Source organism: Streptomyces ambofaciens ATCC 23877, from assembly GCF_001267885.1.
GTDB lineage: Bacteria > Actinomycetota > Actinomycetes > Streptomycetales > Streptomycetaceae > Streptomyces > Streptomyces ambofaciens.
On sequence record NZ_CP012382.1, the window covers coordinates 1009810 to 1026035 of the forward strand.

At 74.8% G+C, this 16226-nt stretch carries 15 protein-coding genes; 9 read left to right on the plus strand and 6 right to left on the minus strand.

Annotation, left to right across the window (positions count from 1 at the left end; translation table 11 throughout):
• Window positions 1–27 precede the first annotated feature (27 nt).
• Window positions 28–876 (minus strand): glycoside hydrolase family 75 protein, encoded by an 849-nt coding sequence (locus tag SAM23877_RS04570; protein WP_053127175.1) that lies wholly within the window; start codon window positions 874–876, stop codon window positions 28–30.
• Window positions 877–1322: 446 nt separating this feature from the next.
• Here SAM23877_RS04570 and SAM23877_RS04575 point away from each other — a divergent pair, with 446 nt between their 5' ends.
• Window positions 1323–2327, plus strand: coding sequence for a fibronectin type III domain-containing protein (locus SAM23877_RS04575; RefSeq protein WP_053127176.1), 1005 nt, complete (start codon window positions 1323–1325; stop codon window positions 2325–2327).
• Between the two features lie 164 nt (window positions 2328–2491).
• The gene (locus tag SAM23877_RS04580) at window positions 2492–3040 is read left to right on the plus strand and encodes a hypothetical protein (RefSeq protein WP_053127177.1); all 549 of its coding nucleotides are present in this window, start codon (window positions 2492–2494) and stop codon (window positions 3038–3040) included.
• Between the two features lie 27 nt (window positions 3041–3067).
• Here SAM23877_RS04580 and SAM23877_RS04585 read toward each other — a convergent pair whose 3' ends face one another.
• The 4 genes from SAM23877_RS04585 to SAM23877_RS04600 form a co-directional block, all read right to left on the minus strand.
• Complete coding sequence (locus SAM23877_RS04585; RefSeq protein ID WP_053127178.1) at window positions 3068–3619, minus strand: PadR family transcriptional regulator; 552 nt, start codon at window positions 3617–3619, stop codon at window positions 3068–3070.
• Window positions 3620–3659: 40 nt separating this feature from the next.
• Window positions 3660–5675: an NADPH-dependent 2,4-dienoyl-CoA reductase gene (locus SAM23877_RS04590; protein WP_053127179.1), complete on the minus strand. Its 2016-nt coding sequence runs from the start codon at window positions 5673–5675 to the stop codon at window positions 3660–3662.
• 122 nt (window positions 5676–5797) lie between these two features.
• On the minus strand, window positions 5798–6166 hold the full coding sequence (locus SAM23877_RS04595) for a hypothetical protein (protein WP_053127180.1): 369 nt from the start codon (window positions 6164–6166) through the stop codon (window positions 5798–5800).
• A gap of 86 nt (window positions 6167–6252) precedes the next feature.
• Entirely contained in the window at window positions 6253–7206 is a 954-nt protein-coding gene (locus SAM23877_RS04600) for a hypothetical protein (RefSeq protein ID WP_053127181.1), read from the minus strand.
• 254 nt (window positions 7207–7460) lie between these two features.
• Between SAM23877_RS04600 and SAM23877_RS04605 the strand changes: the two genes are divergently transcribed.
• Window positions 7461–9539, plus strand: coding sequence for a SpoIIE family protein phosphatase (locus tag SAM23877_RS04605; RefSeq protein ID WP_053127182.1), 2079 nt, complete (start codon window positions 7461–7463; stop codon window positions 9537–9539).
• Between the two features lie 325 nt (window positions 9540–9864).
• Here SAM23877_RS04605 and SAM23877_RS04610 read toward each other — a convergent pair whose 3' ends face one another.
• Window positions 9865–10686, minus strand: coding sequence for a putative protein N(5)-glutamine methyltransferase (locus SAM23877_RS04610; RefSeq protein ID WP_053127183.1), 822 nt, complete (start codon window positions 10684–10686; stop codon window positions 9865–9867).
• Window positions 10687–11003: 317 nt separating this feature from the next.
• Here SAM23877_RS04610 and SAM23877_RS04615 point away from each other — a divergent pair, with 317 nt between their 5' ends.
• The 6 genes from SAM23877_RS04615 (at window position 11004) to SAM23877_RS04640 (ending at window position 16226) form a co-directional block, all read left to right on the plus strand.
• Window positions 11004–11492 (plus strand): MarR family winged helix-turn-helix transcriptional regulator, encoded by a 489-nt coding sequence (locus tag SAM23877_RS04615; RefSeq protein WP_053127184.1) that lies wholly within the window; start codon window positions 11004–11006, stop codon window positions 11490–11492.
• Between the two features lie 110 nt (window positions 11493–11602).
• Window positions 11603–12208, plus strand: a complete 606-nt coding sequence (locus SAM23877_RS04620) for a sulfite oxidase-like oxidoreductase (protein WP_053127185.1) — start codon at window positions 11603–11605, stop codon at window positions 12206–12208.
• 49 nt (window positions 12209–12257) lie between these two features.
• Complete coding sequence (locus SAM23877_RS04625) at window positions 12258–12977, plus strand: ferredoxin reductase (RefSeq protein WP_053127186.1); 720 nt, start codon at window positions 12258–12260, stop codon at window positions 12975–12977.
• A gap of 324 nt (window positions 12978–13301) precedes the next feature.
• Window positions 13302–13886, plus strand: a complete 585-nt coding sequence (locus SAM23877_RS04630; RefSeq protein WP_053127187.1) for an Rv1733c family protein — start codon at window positions 13302–13304, stop codon at window positions 13884–13886.
• A 227-nt stretch (window positions 13887–14113) separates the two neighbouring features.
• Window positions 14114–15082 carry an acetylxylan esterase gene (locus SAM23877_RS04635; RefSeq protein WP_053127188.1) on the plus strand — a complete coding sequence of 323 codons (969 nt, stop codon included), beginning with the start codon at window positions 14114–14116 and terminating at the stop codon, window positions 15080–15082.
• A gap of 400 nt (window positions 15083–15482) precedes the next feature.
• Window positions 15483–16226: a GntR family transcriptional regulator gene (locus tag SAM23877_RS04640; protein WP_053127189.1), complete on the plus strand. Its 744-nt coding sequence runs from the start codon at window positions 15483–15485 to the stop codon at window positions 16224–16226.

Sequence of the window (16226 nt, forward strand, 5' to 3'; positions counted from 1 at the left end):
CACCGGCGCCGGTGACGGGCCCGCGGGTCACTCGCCGCCCAGGAACGCGCGCGCCAGCCGCTTCCCCGCCTTCTCGGCGGCGGCCTCGTCGTCGATGGGCTCGGCCTCGCTGTCCTTGAAGACGATGTACGTCACGCCGGAGTCGGTGCCACCCCCGTGCGGGTCGGCCGGGATGCCGAGCGTCTTCGCGGCGGCGTAGGAGGCCTCGCCGATGATGTCGCGCGGGCCCACGTCGCCGACGACCGCGTACCGCACCCGGTCCCCGTGGACGAGGGCCGCCACCGATCCGCCGTGGACTCCGTCCGCCCGGTGGTCCCAGATGCGGCTCGGCTGGGGTACGACGACGTACGGCAGACGTTCGGCGTCCAGGGGCGTGCCGTCCGACCGGGTGTACGCGGTGGCGGGGGTGAAGTGCGGGTCGGTGCGGGTGTTGCAGCGGTCGCCGGGCCGTCCGTCGCAGTCGACGTCCAGGTCGGCCTTCCAGTACACGGCGTCCTCCGTGCCGCAGACCGGGATGTCCGCCGGCGTCCCGGCGTCGCTGCGGTAGCGGCCCTTCGAGACGGGGTCGCAGTCCCGCATCCGGGCCAGCAGGTCGGCCGCGCGGACGGGCTCCTCGCCGGGGGCCTCCCGCGCCCCGCGGCCGGTCTCGGACCGCGGCCGGTCCCGGTACGGTCCCACGGGTCCGCCCGGGCCGGGTGCGACCGGTCCGATCCGGGGGCCGGACCGGTCCGCGCGGACGGGCCCCGCCTGGAGCTGGTGACCGGAGCGGAGCTGGGCCTGGGGACCCGGCCGGGGCGCGGCCGGGGCGTCGGGGAACGTGGTGGGGGCGAGCAGGGCGGCGCTGGCCGCGACCAGTGTCAGCGACTGGACACGCACGATGGGGCCTCTCCCGGGGAGATGGACGAACACTCGGCCACATCTGTCCCCGAATCGGCCACCCGGCCACCTTTTGTGGGCCAGACGGTGCATGCCCGGCGCCGGAACCGGGTGGTGCGCGCCCGGGTGCCCGGAGCGCCGCGAGGGAAGGGCGCGAGCGGGGCGGGCGGGCCGGGCCCGTGCCGGCTCCGGTCCGCCCGGCCGCTCGCGCCGGCGCGGGATCAGCGACGACAGCGGCCCGCACCGCGGCCCGAACTCCCCCGATCCTCCGGGTACTTCGGGCGCGAGGGTCCTCAGCATACGGACCCGTCCGGACGGCCGCCGTGACCCACCCCCTTGATGTGATCGCGTCACGCCGTCATATTGGTCCGGACCATTGCCGTCGCGTCGAGGGCGTCCCGAAGGCCGGGCCGTCGTCGCACCGAAACCACCCTGGAGGCAGAGCCGTGCGAGAGGTTCCCGTGCCCGCTGTCCCCGCCGCCACCGCCTCCCTCCTGCGCCGCTGCGCCCTGCTCTGCGGGGCGCTCGCCCTGGTCACGTCCTGCTCCTGGGGCGCGGGCGGTGACGGCGACGAGGGCGGCGCACCGCCCGGCGCGCCGACCGGGGTCACCGCCGAGGCGGGCAGCGCGACGACCGTGCACGTGATGTGGAACGCGGTCGACGGGGTCGACGCCTACGAGGTGTACCGCGGCGGCACGCTGGTGAGAAAGGTGCCGGCGTCCGACCGCATGGTGGACGTCACCCGGCTGCGCCCGTCGACGGCCTACGCCTTCACCGTGCGGGCGCGCGCCGAAGGGCGGCTCGGGCCGCGCAGCCAGGAGGTGCGGGCGACCACCCCCGCCGCCGTGGCCGACGACTCGGCCCCGACCCGCCCCGGCGGTGTCCGGGGCCGGGTGGTGGGCAGCCGGGCGGTCCAGCTCACCTGGTCCGCGGCCACCGACGACCGCGGGGTGGTCTCGTACGACGTCCACCAGGGCGACACCAAGGTGCACAGCGTCGGGGGTGGCCAGACGGCGGCCGTGGTCACGGGGCTGCGCCCGGGGACCCGCTACTCCTTCACGGTCCGGGCGCGGGACGCCGCCGACAACGTCTCCGCCGCCGGCGAGGCCGTCCGGCTCACCACCCCGGGCGCCGACGACGGCCGGGCCACCGCGCCCACCGAACTGCGGGCCGTCTCCCGTCACGCCGACGGGGGCTACCACATCGACCTCACCTGGGTGCCGCCGCGCACGGACGGCGTGGTCACCGAGTACCAGATCCACCTGGACGGCCGCCCGGCGACCTCGCTCGTGTTCGGCGGCGACGCGCCGCGCGACCGGGCCGAGTACAGCTTCTACGCCGGGCGGGAGGCCGGCGTCACGCACCGGGTGCGCGTCCGGGCGAGGCTGTCGGACGGCACCTGGGGCGGTCTCTCGGCGGAGCGGAAGGTGACCACGGGCGAGAGCGGCTGACGTCCCGCCGCCGAGTGCCGGGGCGGGGCGCGTCACCTGGGCGGTCGCGCTCGGCATGCGGTGGCCGCCGCCGCCCTGTTGGCTGCGCTTGAGGCAGCACGGGCGTTTCCGTTTCGGCGGCGCAAGGGACGTACCGCCGACCGTGCCGCCGGAGGGCAGTCCACATGCGCATCTCATCGCCATTCCTCCGCTCCGGCCTGACCGTGGCAGCCGCCGCGCTGCCCGTCGCCCTGGCCGCCGGGCCGGCCTCCGCCGGCCCGGGGATCTCCGTGAGCACCACGGGGACCACGGTGTCCGTCACCACCACCGCCTGCGCCCAGCTCAACGGCAGTTGGGGCACCGCCTCACTGCTCACCGGCAGCCAGGGCGACTTCGCCCAGGGAAGGCAGGTGGCCCTGTCCGGGACGAGTTCGGGGCAGTCCGCCGGCTGGTCGGGGATCAGCCCGGGCACCTACACGGTCATCGTCATGTGCTCCAACAACAGCACCGCGGGCAGCCAGACCGTCATCGTCTCCGCGGCGCCCACCCCCTCGCCCAGCCGCCCGGCCTCCCCCTCGCCGTCCGCGTCGCCGCGCGGCGTCATGGGCGGTCTCGGCGGCGCCGTCGAGGACTACGGCACGGCCACGCTCGTGGCGGGCGGCGCGCTGGTCGGCGCCGGCGTCATCGCCGCGACCTGGTTCCTGCGCCGCCGCGCGAAGCCGTACCGCTTCTGAGCCGCTCCGTCCGTCCTCGCACGCCCCTCAGGCGGGCTCCTCGCCGGGCAGCTCGGCGAACTCCGCCAGCGCGTGCCTCAGCCACTGGGTCCAGAAGGTCTCCAGGTCGATGCCGGCGCGCAGCACCAGGTGCCGCAGCCGGTCCTCGGCGCTGTCCTTCCCCGGCGGGAAGTCCCGCTCCTCGATCTCCTCGTACTCGGCCAACTGCCGCTCGTGCAGCTCCAGATGGCGGCGCAGATCGGCCTCGACGCCCGTGGTGCCGACGACGGCCGCGGCCCGCAGGCGCAGCAGCATCGTGTCGCGCAGGGGCTTGGGGTCCTGCGCGGCGGCCGTCCAGCGGGCCAGTTCGGCGCGGCCCTCGGGCAGCACCTCGTAGGACTTCTTCTGTCCGCGCGCCGGCTGCTGTCCGGGCAGCGCGCGGATCAGACCGTCCGTCTCCAGCTTCCCCAGTTCACGGTAGATCTGCTGGTGCGTCGCCGACCAGAAGTAGCCGATCGACCTGTCGAACCGGCGGGTCAGCTCCAGCCCCGACGACGGCTTTTCGACCAGGGCGGTGAGGATCGCGTGCGGGAGTGACATGGGCTCATCCTAGGGACGGCCGGTACCTCCCGGACGCCCCCTACAGCGCCGCCGCCAGCTCGGTGCCCTGCTTGATGGCGCGCTTGGCGTCCAGTTCGGCGGCCACGTCGGCGCCGCCGATGAGGTGCGCGCTGCGCCCGGCGGCGACCAGTTCCTCGTACAGGCCGCGGTTCGGTTCCTGGCCCGTGCAGAGGACCACGGTGTCGACCTCCAGCACCGTGGACTCGCCGCCGACGGTGACGTGGAGACCGGCGTCGTCGATCCGGTCGTAGCGGACGCCCGGGACCATGGTGACGCCGCGGTGCTTCAGCTCGGTCCGGTGGATCCAGCCGGTGGTCTTGCCGAGGCCGGCGCCGACCTTCGAGGTCCTGCGCTGGAGCAGGTGGACGGTGCGCGGCGGCGCGGGGCGTTCGGGCGCGGCGAGGCCGCCGGGCGCGCGGTAGTCCATGTCGACGCCCCAGAGGCGGAAGTACGTCCCGGGGTCCTCGTGCGCCTTGTCGCCGCCGTCCGTGAGGTACTCCGCGACGTCGAAGCCGATGCCGCCCGCGCCGAGGATCGCGACCCGGTCTCCGACGTGTGCGCCGTCGCGGAGCACGTCGAGGTAGCCGACGACCTTCGGGTGGTCGACGCCGGGGATGTCCGGGGTGCGCGGGGTGACGCCGGTGGCGACGACGACCTCGTCGTGGCCGGCGAGGTCGTCGGCGCCGACCCGGGTGTTCAGGCGTACGTCGACGCCGTGCGCCTCCAGCTGGGTGCGGAAGTAGCGCAGCGTCTCGTCGAACTCCTGCTTGCCGGGGACCTTGCGGGCCACGTTGAGCTGCCCGCCCGTCTCGCTCGCGGCGTCGAACAGGGTGACCTCGTGACCTCGTTCGGCGGCGCTGACCGCGCAGGCCAGCCCGGCGGGGCCCGCGCCGACGACCGCGACGCGCTTGCGCCGCCGGGTCGGGGCGAGGACCAGCTCGGTCTCGTGGCAGGCGCGCGGGTTGACCAGGCAGGAGGTGATCTTGCCGCTGAAGGTGTGGTCCAGGCAGGCCTGGTTGCAGCCGATGCAGGTGTTGATCGCCTCGGGGCGGCCGGCCGCGGCCTTGGCGACGAAATCGGGGTCGGCGAGCATCGGGCGGGCCATCGACACCATGTCGGCCGAGCCCTCGGCGAGCAGACGCTCGGCCACTTCGGGGGTGTTGATGCGGTTGGTGGTGACCAGCGGCACCGACACCTCCCCCATGAGGCGCTTGGTCACCCAGGTGTAGGCGCCGCGCGGCACGGAGGTGGCGATGGTGGGGATGCGGGCCTCGTGCCAGCCGATGCCGGTGTTGATGATGGTCGCTCCGGCGGCCTCGACCGCCTTGGCGAGGGTGATCACCTCGTCGAGCGTGGACCCGCCCGGCACCAGGTCGAGCATGGACAGGCGGTAGACGAGGATGAAGTCCTCGCCCACCGCCTCGCGCACCCGGCGCACGATCTCGACCGGGAAGCGCATGCGGTTCTCGTACGAGCCGCCCCAGCGGTCGGTGCGGTGGTTGGTCCGCGCGGCGATGAACTCGTTGATGAGGTAGCCCTCGGAGCCCATGATCTCGACGCCGTCGTACCCGGCCTCACGTGCGAGGCGGGCGGTGCGCACGTAGTCGTCGATGGTGCGCTCGACGTCCGCGTCGGTCAGCTCGCGGGGCACGTGCGGGCTGATCGGCGCCTGGAGGGGGCTGGGCGCGACCAGGTCCGCGTGGTAGGCGTAGCGGCCGAAGTGCAGGATCTGCAGGGCGATCCGGCCGCCCTCGCGGTGCACGGCGTCGGTGACGGTCCGGTGCTGCCCGGCCTCCGCGTCGGTGGTGAGCCGGGCCCCGCCCGGGTAGGGCCGGCCCTCGTCGTTGGGGGCGATGCCGCCGGTGACGATCAGCCCCACTCCCCCGCGGGCCCGGGCGGCGTAGAAGGCGGCCATGCGCTCGAAGCCGCGCTCGGCCTCCTCCAGGCCTACGTGCATGGAACCCATCAGGACCCTGTTGGGCAGCGTGGTGAAGCCCAGGTCCAGCGGGCTCAGCAGATGGGGGTAAGGGCTCATCGGGGCCTCCGTGCGCGGTGTCGTGCCTCTGTTGTAGAGGACCGCCGCCTCTTTGTGCAACTAGTTGCACAAAGAGGCGGCGCACACCACACCGGCCGTCGGCGCGAGCCGGGCGGCCCCGGTCAGTGACTCTCGAGCCGGACGTGCAGTTCCCGCTCCTGGTCACCGGAGGCCGCGCTCAGGTCGTGCACCGTGAACAGGGAGTCGAGCGTCGTACGGAAGCGCTCGATCGCCCAGTAGCCTCCCTGCACGTCCGCCTCGACGGAGGCCGCGAGCCGGACGGGGTCGCACCCGCCCTGGGCGTCGGCCACGTCGAAGGTTCCCAGCCACACCGTGGGCCGCACCTGGTGGTAGTCCCGGGGCACCTCGTCCGCGCGCCGGTCGGACGAGAAGCACGCGCCCAGGACGTCGAACACGGTCCGCGCGTCCTCCTTGCTGCACCCGCTCAGCTCCACGGAGACGGACTCCGGGTGCAGTCGCTCACCGTCCATCGTGATCGCTCCTCTCATCGCCCACATCCCAGATCACCCATGTCACCAGAAAAGCACCACCTGGGGTGCGGCGCGAAGGGGGCGGCTCAGCCCCGCGTGAAGCGGTAGGTCTTGCTGTCCGTCAGCACACAGAAGCCCGGCGAGACGACGATCACGCGCAGGGTGCCGGTCCGGCGGTCGTAGTCGACGCCCTCCGTCTCGAAGCCGCCCGAGCAGGCACTGCGCAGCGGGAGCTGACGCAGGGCCGTGACGTGGCCGGTGACGTCCGCGGTGCCGTTCGGCGCGGCGGACAGGTCGACGCGCAGCAGCGGCTTGGTGATGCCGAAGAGGGTGCCCTCCGGATCGTCGGAGGAGCACAGCAGGGTGGTCGCGTCGAGGAAGTCGCAGCCCTGCACGTCACGCACCGCGTGGTCCAGGCGGACGGTGGCCGCCTGGGGGAGGTTCGCCGAGGGCGAGGTGGCCGGGTTGACGCCGGGCGTCGGGAAGACGAGCAGCCGGGTCATGGTGCCCCACTCGCCCGCCAGCATCCACTGGCCGTCCGGTGAGACGGCGGACCAGGAGTTGTTCCGGGCCTCGCCCGGGCTCAGCGTGTGCACGTACTCCGACCAGCGGCCGTCCGGCGCCTGGACGCGGAACATCTTCGTGTTCCCGTCGTCGCGCTGGTACGGCTCGATGTAGTGGCCGCCGTACGAGGCGTCGGGGTCGCCTACGTGGTTCCACCCGCGAGTGCTGAGCCCGAGGGGGATCGTGCCGATGCCGGTGTACCGGTTGGGGCTGCCGGCCGGGACCTCGACGGACGCCAGACCCTGGCTCTCGGTCAGCGGGTCGGCGCGGTCGGAGCCCACCTCGTTCCAGGTGCCGGCGGCCGGGGAGGCCGCGGGCACCCCGGTCCGGGCTCCGGCCGGGGAGGCCGCCGCGGCCGGAGCGGCGAGGCCGAGGGCGAGAGCGAAGACGGCGAGTCCGGCGAGTCCGGTGCGACCGGTGCGACCGGTGCGACCGGTGCGAGCGACGTGACAACGTTGCCGGGCGTGCAGGGGCATGGGCGGGCTCCTCGGTGGGGGGATCGGGCGACACGAGGGTGCGCGTTCGGCGCACAGTCTGGCCCGGCCAGAGCAGTCATGTACAGACCAACCCCGGCCGTGCTCCGTGCGGCGGTCGCCGCCGTGCCGGGTGATGCTGGAAGGGCACCACTCAGGCCGCGGAGAAGCGGCCCTGTACGCGGTGGAACGCGGTAGAACAAAGGAGTCGGCATCAAAAGGGCGTGCCGCGGCGAACGGCGAAGGCGGGGCTTGGGATGAGCGCAGCCGGGTCTGCCGGGTTCGAGGGCGACGCTTCGCCACGCGGACCCGTGGGGCCGAGCGGGCTGCTCGACGTGCTGAACGTGGCCTCGGTGGTACTGGACACCGAGGGCAGGATCGTGCTGTGGAGCCCGCAGGCCGAGGAGCTGTTCGGGTACCCCGCGCCGGAGGCGCTGGGACGGTACGCGGCGCGCGTCATGGTGCACGAACGCCATTTCGACCTGGCCGTGCAGCTGTTCGCCGACGTCATGAAGACCGGCCGGAGCTGGGCCGGGGCGTTCCCCGTCCGCCGCAAGGACGGCGGCACCCGGCTGGTGGAGTTCCGCAACATGCGGCTCCTGGACGACCGGGGGGACGTCTACGCGCTGGGCCTGGCGGTCGACCGGTCGACCGTGCGCGAGCTGGAGCGCGACGTGGCGCTGTCCACCCGGGTGATCCGGCAGTCCCCCATCGGGCTGGCCGTCCTGGACACGGAGCTGCGGTACGTGTCGGTCAACCCCGCCCTGGAGCGGATGAACGGGATGTCCGCCGAGGAGCACTTCGGTCGGACGGTCCGCGAGGTGCTGCCGCAGGTGGACGCGGGCCCGCTGGAGGCGACGGCGCGCCGGGTGCTGGAGACCGCGCGGCCGGTCGTCGACCTGTCCGCGACCGGACGGACACCCGCCGATCCGGACGAGGAACACGCCTGGTCGTTCTCGCTGTACCGGCTGGAGGACGCCGCCGGAGCGGTGCTGGGCGTGGCCGTGTCCGTCGTGGACGTCACGGAGCAGCACCGCGCGGGTGTCGAGGCGGAGGCCGCGCGGCACCGGCTGGCCGCCGTGGCGGACGCCTCGGCCCGGATCGGCACCACGCTGGAGCTGGACCGCACCGCGCACGAACTGGCCGAGGTGGCCGTGCCCGGTCTCGCCGACATCGCGGCCGTGGATCTGCTGGAGGCCGTGGTGAAGGGCCGGCGCAGCAGTCTGGGCCCGGCCGAGCACGCCGTGATACGGGCGCTGGCCGTGGAGGCCGACCGCGCCCCGCTGGCCCTGCGTGCGGCCGACCCGCCCGGAGAGGTCGCCCGGTACGGGCCCGAGCGCCTGGTCACCGAGTGCGTGCGCACGGGTAGGCCGGTGATGGTGGCGCAGGTGACGGGCGAGGACCTGCCGCGCATCGCCCGCTCACCGGAGGCCGCCGAGCTGCTGCGACGGGCGGGCGTGCACTCCTACCTGGCCGTACCGCTGATCGCGCGGGGCGAGGTGCTGGGCGCCCTGGACCTCAAACGGACCGGCAACCCGCTGCCGTTCGACGAGGACGACCTGCTGCTGGCCCGGGAACTGGCCGCCCGCGCCGCGGTGCAGATCGACAACGCGCGCTGGTACCAGAACGCCCGCAGCGCGGCCCTCACCCTCCAGCGCAGTCTGCTGCCGCGCCATCCGCCGGTGACCGGCGGCCTGGAGGTCGCCTCCCGGTACCAGCCCGCCGAGGCCACCAGCGAGGTCGGCGGCGACTGGTTCGACGTGATCGAACTGGAGGGGTGCAAGACCGCGCTCGTGGTGGGCGACGTGATGGGCAGCGGCATCGCGGCGGCGGCCTCCATGGGACGCCTGCGCACGGCGACGAACACCCTGGCCGCCCTCGACCTCGACCCGGCGTTCCTGCTCGAACACCTCGACCGGACCACCGCCGGCCTGGACCAGGCCATCGCGACCTGTGTCTACGCCGTCCACGACCCACACCGGCGGGAGTGCCGGATCGCGAACGCCGGACACCTGCCGCCCGTCCGCCTGCGGGCCGGCCGTCCGCCGGAGCTGCTGGACCTGCCGACCGGGGTGCCGCTCGGGGTGGGCGGTGTCGCCTTCGCCACCACGACGGTCGACCTGGATCCGGGCGACCGGCTGGTGTTCTACACCGACGGCCTCGTGGAGACGCGCCGGCAGCCGCTGGACGAGCGGCTGGACGCGCTCCTGGCCCTGCTGGAGGGCCCGGACCGTCCCCTGGAGGAGGTCTGCGACCTGCTTCTGCGCACCCTCCACGAGCCGGAGAACTCCGACGACGTGGCCCTCCTGATCGCCCGGGCCACGCCCCCGTCGTAGCCGGACGGCGGGGCCCGCCGCCACCACGCGGGGCCCGTCGCGGCCGGGCGACGACCCCGCCGTGGCCGCCCGGAGGCCCGCTCGTCGCCACGCGGGGCCCGTCATCGCCCCGCGTGGCCCACCGCGGCCGGGCAAAGCCCCGGTCATGGCCGCACAGAGGCCCGGTCGCCGCCGCACGGAGGGGCCCCGACGTAGCCCCGCGGGGCCCGACATAGCCCCGCGAGGGCCCGACGTGGCCCCGCGGAGCCCCCGACGTCACCGGGCGAAGGCGTCGACGGCCGCCGGGTCGCCGGGCGACGTGCCGGCCCTCGTCGGGCGGACGCCCTTACCGCGCGACGCCGGTCACCACATGGGCGTACAGCTCCTCGCTGACCGCCAGCCGGGGCGTCAGGCCGGCCCGGGCGAAGGCGTCGACGGCCGCCGGTGCCTGGCGTTCGCTCGTCTCGACCAGCAGGCAGCCGCCGGGCGCGAGCCAGCGGGGTGCCTCGGCGGCGACCCTGCGCAGGACGTCGAGGCCGTCGGCGCCGCCGTCGAGGGCGACCAGCGGCTCGTGGTCGCGGGCCTCGGCCGGCAGCAGGGCGACCTCGCCGGTGGGGACGTACGGCACGTTGGCCGCGAGGATGTCCACCCGGCCGCGCAGGGCGTCGGGCAGCGCGTCGAACAGGTCACCGGTGTGCACCTGACCGCCGGCGTCGGCGAGGTTGCCGAGGGCGCAGCGCACGGCGGCCGGGTCGACGTCCGCGGCGTGCACCTCGGGCCGGTCGAGCGCAGCGGCCAGGGCGGCGCCGACGGCGCCGGAGCCGCAGCACAGGTCCACGACGACGGCCGCGTCCGGCGCCTGGGCGAGCGCCTCGGCCACGAGGAACTCGGTACGGCGGCGCGGCACGAAGACACCGGGGGCGACGGCGATGCGCAGACCGCGGAACTCGGCCCAGCCCAGGACGAGTTCGAGCGGCAGTCCGGTGACACGGCGGTCCACCAGGGACATGAGCTCCTGGCTGGTACGGGCCGCCGTCGACATCAGCTCCGCCTCGTCCTCGGCGAAGACGCAGCCGGCGGCGCGCAGTGCGGCCACGACGGAGTCCCGCGAGGGCGCGGAGGAGGAGAAGGCGGAGGGAGAGGGGGAAGCGGGAGACGAACGGGGCATGGAGGCCGAGAGCCTTTCGAGAACCGAAGGGCGCTTCCACGGTCACCCGTTGCCGGTGACCGCACTGTCGTGCGGGGAGAGCACCCTGGCCGACACAGCGGTAATGGGTCCCACCTCCCAGGCGTCCGGCGGCCGGGGCTGTCCACGGCCGTCGGTCACCCTACCCCAGCGCCGCCCTCACCACAGGGGACCGATCAGCAGCCGGGCGTGAGGCGCGCGGGGGCCGCGGCCCGGGTCCGTCACCGGCGAAGCGCACGTGGTTGACTTATACAACCACTTTCCGGTTTGCACTCCGCAACCAGTGACGAGGAGGAACCGTGCCGGCAGCCGAGACGCCCGACGAGAGGACCGTCACCACCGGCGGCGGCCCGGCCGACACGGCCGTGGAGACCATCCAGCGGGAGATGACGGCCTTCGCCCGCCGCGCCCGCGCCTCGGCGGGCCGCATGCACCCGGAGCTGTCCCTGGTCTCCTACACCCTGCTCGGCCATCTGGAGGAGCGGGACGGCTGCCGGGCCACCGACCTGGCCGCCCACTACGCCCTGGACAAGTCCACCGTCAGCCGCCAGGTCTCCGCCCTGGAACGCACCGGGCTCGTCGAGCGGCGTGTCGACCCGGTCGACCACCGTGTCCAGGTCCTGCACCTGACCGAGGCCGGACGGCGCATCCTGGCCCAGGTCACCGAGAGCCGCCGAACGGCTTTCCGGGGGCGGCTCGCGGACTGGCCGGAGGAGGACCTGGTCCGCTTCGCCGCGTATCTGGAGCGGTACAACGCGTGGTCAGGGCCACAGCGCGACGACACCTGAGCCACCGGGGCCGGTCCCGGCCGGCGTGCGACGGCACGTACGGTGGGGGTACGCACTGATCACGCCGGCCGCGGGCACCCCCCTCGCGGCGGCCCGAAAGGCCCCACCGCATGAACACCACCCGAGGCTTCACCGGACGCCCGCGCGCCACCGGACCGCAGCTGCCGCCCGGCCAGTACGACGCCGGCGACGACTGGCCCGTGCTGTCCGCGGAGGTCACGCCCGACCTGTCGCCCGCCGACTGGACCTTCCGCGTGGGCGGGCTGGTGGCCGAGTCCCGCATCTGGGACTGGGCCGGGGCCCGCCGGCTGCCCGCGTCGGCGTACGCGGGCGACATCCACTGCGTGACCGGCTGGTCGAAGTTCGGGGTGCGCTTCGGGGGCGTGTCACTGGACACCTTCCTGGAGGAGGCGGGCCCGCTGCCGTCCGCCACCCACGCGGTCGCCTACGCGCACACCGGCTACTCGGCGAACCTGCCCCTCGCCGACCTGACCGGCGGCCGGGCCTGGATCGTGTGGGAGTACGACGGGCGGCCACTGGCTCCGGAGCACGGCGGCCCGGCGCGGCTGGTGGTGCCGCACCTGTACTTCTGGAAGAGCGTGAAGTGGGTCGCGGGCCTGGAGCTCCTCGACCGCGACGAGCCGGGCTTCTGGGAGCAGAACGGCTACCACGCGCGCGGCAACCCCTGGGAGGAACAGAGGTACTCGGGTGACTGAGACGGCGAGCCGCCCCGCGGGGGGCTTCACTCCCCCGACACGTTTCGCGGTGCCCGGACGCATCGAGGTGGACGGCCGGGTGGCCGGGACGTGGCAGACGGCCACCCTCACCGAGATCCGCCGCGAGACGCCCCGCGTGTCCACCTTCCGGTTCGCGGTGCCCGGCTGGGCGGGCCACGTGCCCGGCCAGCACCTGATGCTGCGGCTGACCGCCGAGGACGGGTACGTGGCCCAGCGCCACTACTCGCTGGCGTCCGCGCCCGACGACTCGGGCCACATCGAGCTGACCCTCGACCACGTCGAGGACGGCGAGGTGTCCGGCTGGTTCCACACGGTCGCCCGGCCCGGCGACCGGATCGAGGTGCGCGGTCCGCTGAGCGGCTTCTTCGCCTGGCCGGGCGACCGGCCCGCCCTGCTGCTCGGCGCGGGCTCCGGCGTGGTCCCGCTGATGTCCATGGTGCGGCACCACCGGGCGCGGGGTCTGACGGTGCCGCTGCGGCTGCTGGTGTCCGCGCGCAGTCCCGGGGACCTGATCTACGCCGGTGAGTACGGCGCGGAGACGACGCCCGTGTTCACCCGGAGCGCGCCCGCCGGAACCCCCGTGGGCCGGATGACGGCCGCGCACCTGGCACCGCTCCTGTCCCGGCCGCCCGCCGACGGCTGGGAGGCGTACGTGTGCGGCTCCAACTCCTTCGCGGAACACGCCTCGCGGCTGCTGGTGGCGGCCGGCCAGCCGGTGGACCGGATCAGGATCGAACGCTTCGGCTGACCCGCGCTCCCGGGCGGGCCGGGGCGGGGCGGCCGAGGCCGGGCGCCTCCCTCCCTTTCCCGGGCGCCTCCCCGCCGGGGAGGCGTCTCCGCCGGGGCACGCCGGGCACCTGACCCGCGGCGCGGATCGCGTGGGTCAGGTGTTCCGGGCCGGGCGACGCGTGAGCGGGGGCCGCCGGACGGGGTACCCAGACCTGTGCGGGCACTCGCACGCGTGGCGCGACACGGAGACACTCGAACACCGGGACGCGGCGGCCCGGCCCTCGCACGGCCGCCCGTCCGGCCTTCCGGCCCTCCGGTCGTGACGATCCGCGAGGAGGTCGAGATGCGAACCCGGATGTGGGGCCGTCGCCTGCGGCGCAATCCGCTGCGCCGGCGGTCGGACGTCGTCGAGGCGTGGACCGTGCTGGCCGTCGCCGTCCTGCTCCTCCTGGGGGCCCCGCTGCTCGGCGCCGCCACCGCCTGGTGGAGCCACGGCGAGGCCCGGGCGACCGCGGCGGAACAGCAGGCGGAGCGGCACCGTGTGCGCGCCGCGGTGGTCGGGACGGCTCCCGACGCGCTGCCGTCGGTGCAGACCGGCGGGGAGTACTCGTACCGCGCGACCGTCCGCTGGAGCACGCCGGACGGTGACGAACGGAGCACCACCGCGCGGGTCCCGGCGGGCACCCGGCACGGTGACACGGTCGAGGTGTGGCTGGACTCCCGGGGCCGGGGCGTGCCCCCGCCGGTGGCCGATGCCGCGGTGTGGCAGCACAGCGTCACCATCGGCGCGTGCACCACGCTCGGCACGGCGCTCACGGTGCTGCTCGCGCACTGCGCCGTGCGCAAGGTGGCCCTGCGGCACCGGATGGCCGAGTGGGAGCGGGACTGGGCCCTCACCGAGCCCCGGTGGACGCACCGCCGGGCCTGACACGGCACCGGTGACCCGACCACCCCGGCGGACTCCCCCGCGGGCCACCGCCGCCCTCGTCCCCTCACCAGGGGCTACCGCACCATCCTGACCTGCGGTTCGACGGACCGAACGCCAAGGAAATCAACATCGTCGCCGCTCAAGGATATGGCGAGACCTCCGATCACTCCCGTACGGTGTGATCATCCGTACGGTCCGGCACCGACTCCCCGCAAAGGCGGTTCTCGATGGCCCTGTTCGACCTCCCGCTCGACGAACTCCGCCACTGCCGGAGCGAGTCGGCCGAGCCCGAGGACTTCGACGCGTTCTGGGGCAAGACGCTGGAAGAAGCCCGCGAGTACGACCTGGACGCCCGCTTCGAGCCGGTGGACACGGGGCTGTCCACGGTGCGGGTGCACGACGTGACGTTCGCCGGGTTCGGCGGCCACCCGGTGAAGGGCTGGCTGATCCTGCCGGCCGCGGCGGCCGAACCGCTGCCGCTGGTCGTGGAGTTCGTCGGGTACGGGGGCGGGCGGGGGCTGCCGCACGAGCACCTGCTGTGGGCGTCCACCGGCCGGGCGCACTTCGTGATGGACACCCGCGGCCAGGGCAGCGCCTGGGGCGGCGGTGGCGGCACCGCGGACCCCGTCGGCGGCACGCCCGCCTACCCGGGCTTCATGACCCGTGGCCTGGACGCCCCCGAGAACTACTACTACCGCCGCGTCTTCACCGACGCCGTACGGGCGGTCGAGGCGGCCCGCTCCCACCCGCTGACCGACCCGGCCCGCACGGTCGCCCTCGGCGGGAGTCAGGGCGGCGGCATCACGATCGCCGTCGGCGGACTCGTGCCGGACCTGACGGCCGTCGCGCCGGACGTGCCGTTCCTGTGTGACTTCCCGCGCGCCACCCGGCTCACCGACCGGCACCCCTACCGGGAGATCGGCCTGTACCTCAAGACGCACCGGGGCCGCACCGAGGACGCGCTGCGCACGCTGTCCTACTTCGACGGCGTGCACTTCGCGGCGCGCGGCCGGGCACCCGCCCTGTTCTCGGCGGCCCTGGAGGACCAGACCTGCCCGCCGTCGACGGTCTTCGCGGCGTTCAACGCCTGGGCACACGAGGACAAGGCGATCGAGGTGTACGACTTCAACGACCACGAGGGCGGCGGCCCCTTCCAGGAGGCCGCAAAGCTGCGCTGGCTGCGCTCGTACGTCTGAGTCGGGCGGGGCGGGCCGCACCTCACCCCCGGCCCGCGAGGCCCCGCACCGCCCGCCGGGGCAGCAGGCGGGCTCGGGGCCGCCCGCCCCTGCGGCCCGATCCGCGCGCTTTCGGACACGACGGACTTCGGGGGTTCCCCGGACCCGGCGGGGCGCGGCGCCGGGTCCGCCGGGCCCTGTCATCCACCGCTCGGGGCCGCGCATCGCCCACGGCCCGCGCAGTACGGCGCCGGCGGTGGCCTGTACCGCGGCTTGTGACGAGGTGACGGCCGGTCGACGCCCGGGTGAGGTTTCGGCCGAACCGGCGGGCCGCACTTCACAACTGGTTTAGACCAATGGTACTCCTGGTGGCGCACCGAGCCCGCGCGGCTACCGCACGTCACCAACAGGAGGGCGCGGCATGGCCCGCACCAGCCCGCACGACCACCCCCTCACCGGCGCACAGCCCCTGTACCTCCGGGTGGCCACCCGGCTGCTCGGCGAGCTGCGCGACGGGACCGTCCCACCGGGCGAACGGCTGCCCGGCGAACGCCGACTGGCCGAGCACTTCGGGGTGAGCCGGGAGACCGTCCGGCAAGCCCTGGAGGTGCTCCGCCGGGACGGTCTGCTCGCCACCGACCGGCGCGGCAGCCACGCCGCCCTGCCCGGCCGGCCCGCGAGGAGCCCGGCGGCCCTCACCTTCCCGGTCGGCGCCCGGGCCGCTGAACCGTGCACCGGGGACCGGGCCACCGTCACCTGGGAGGCGCCACCGCGGGAACACGCCGCGGCACTGGGACTGGCGCCGGGCCGGCCGACCCTGGTCCACCGCTACACGTCCGAGACCGCCGACGGCGGCGGCCGGCGCACGGCCGTGACCTCGTTCTCCGCCGTGGCGCTCGCCGAGGTCGAGGAACTCGCCCGGTACCGGGACCGCGCCGACGGCGCCGCCTCGGCGCAACTGCGGCGGGCCTACGACTGGATGCGCAGGGCGGGTCTGACCCTGCACCACCGGGACACCATCACCCCACTCACGGAGTCGCCGTCGGTCCGGGTCGTCCGGCGGGTGCACGACCAGTACGCGCGGCCCCTGGAGATCACGGACCTCCTCGTGGACGCACGGCAGGACGTGCTGGTCTACGAGTTCACCCTGCCGGCGGCCGGCTGA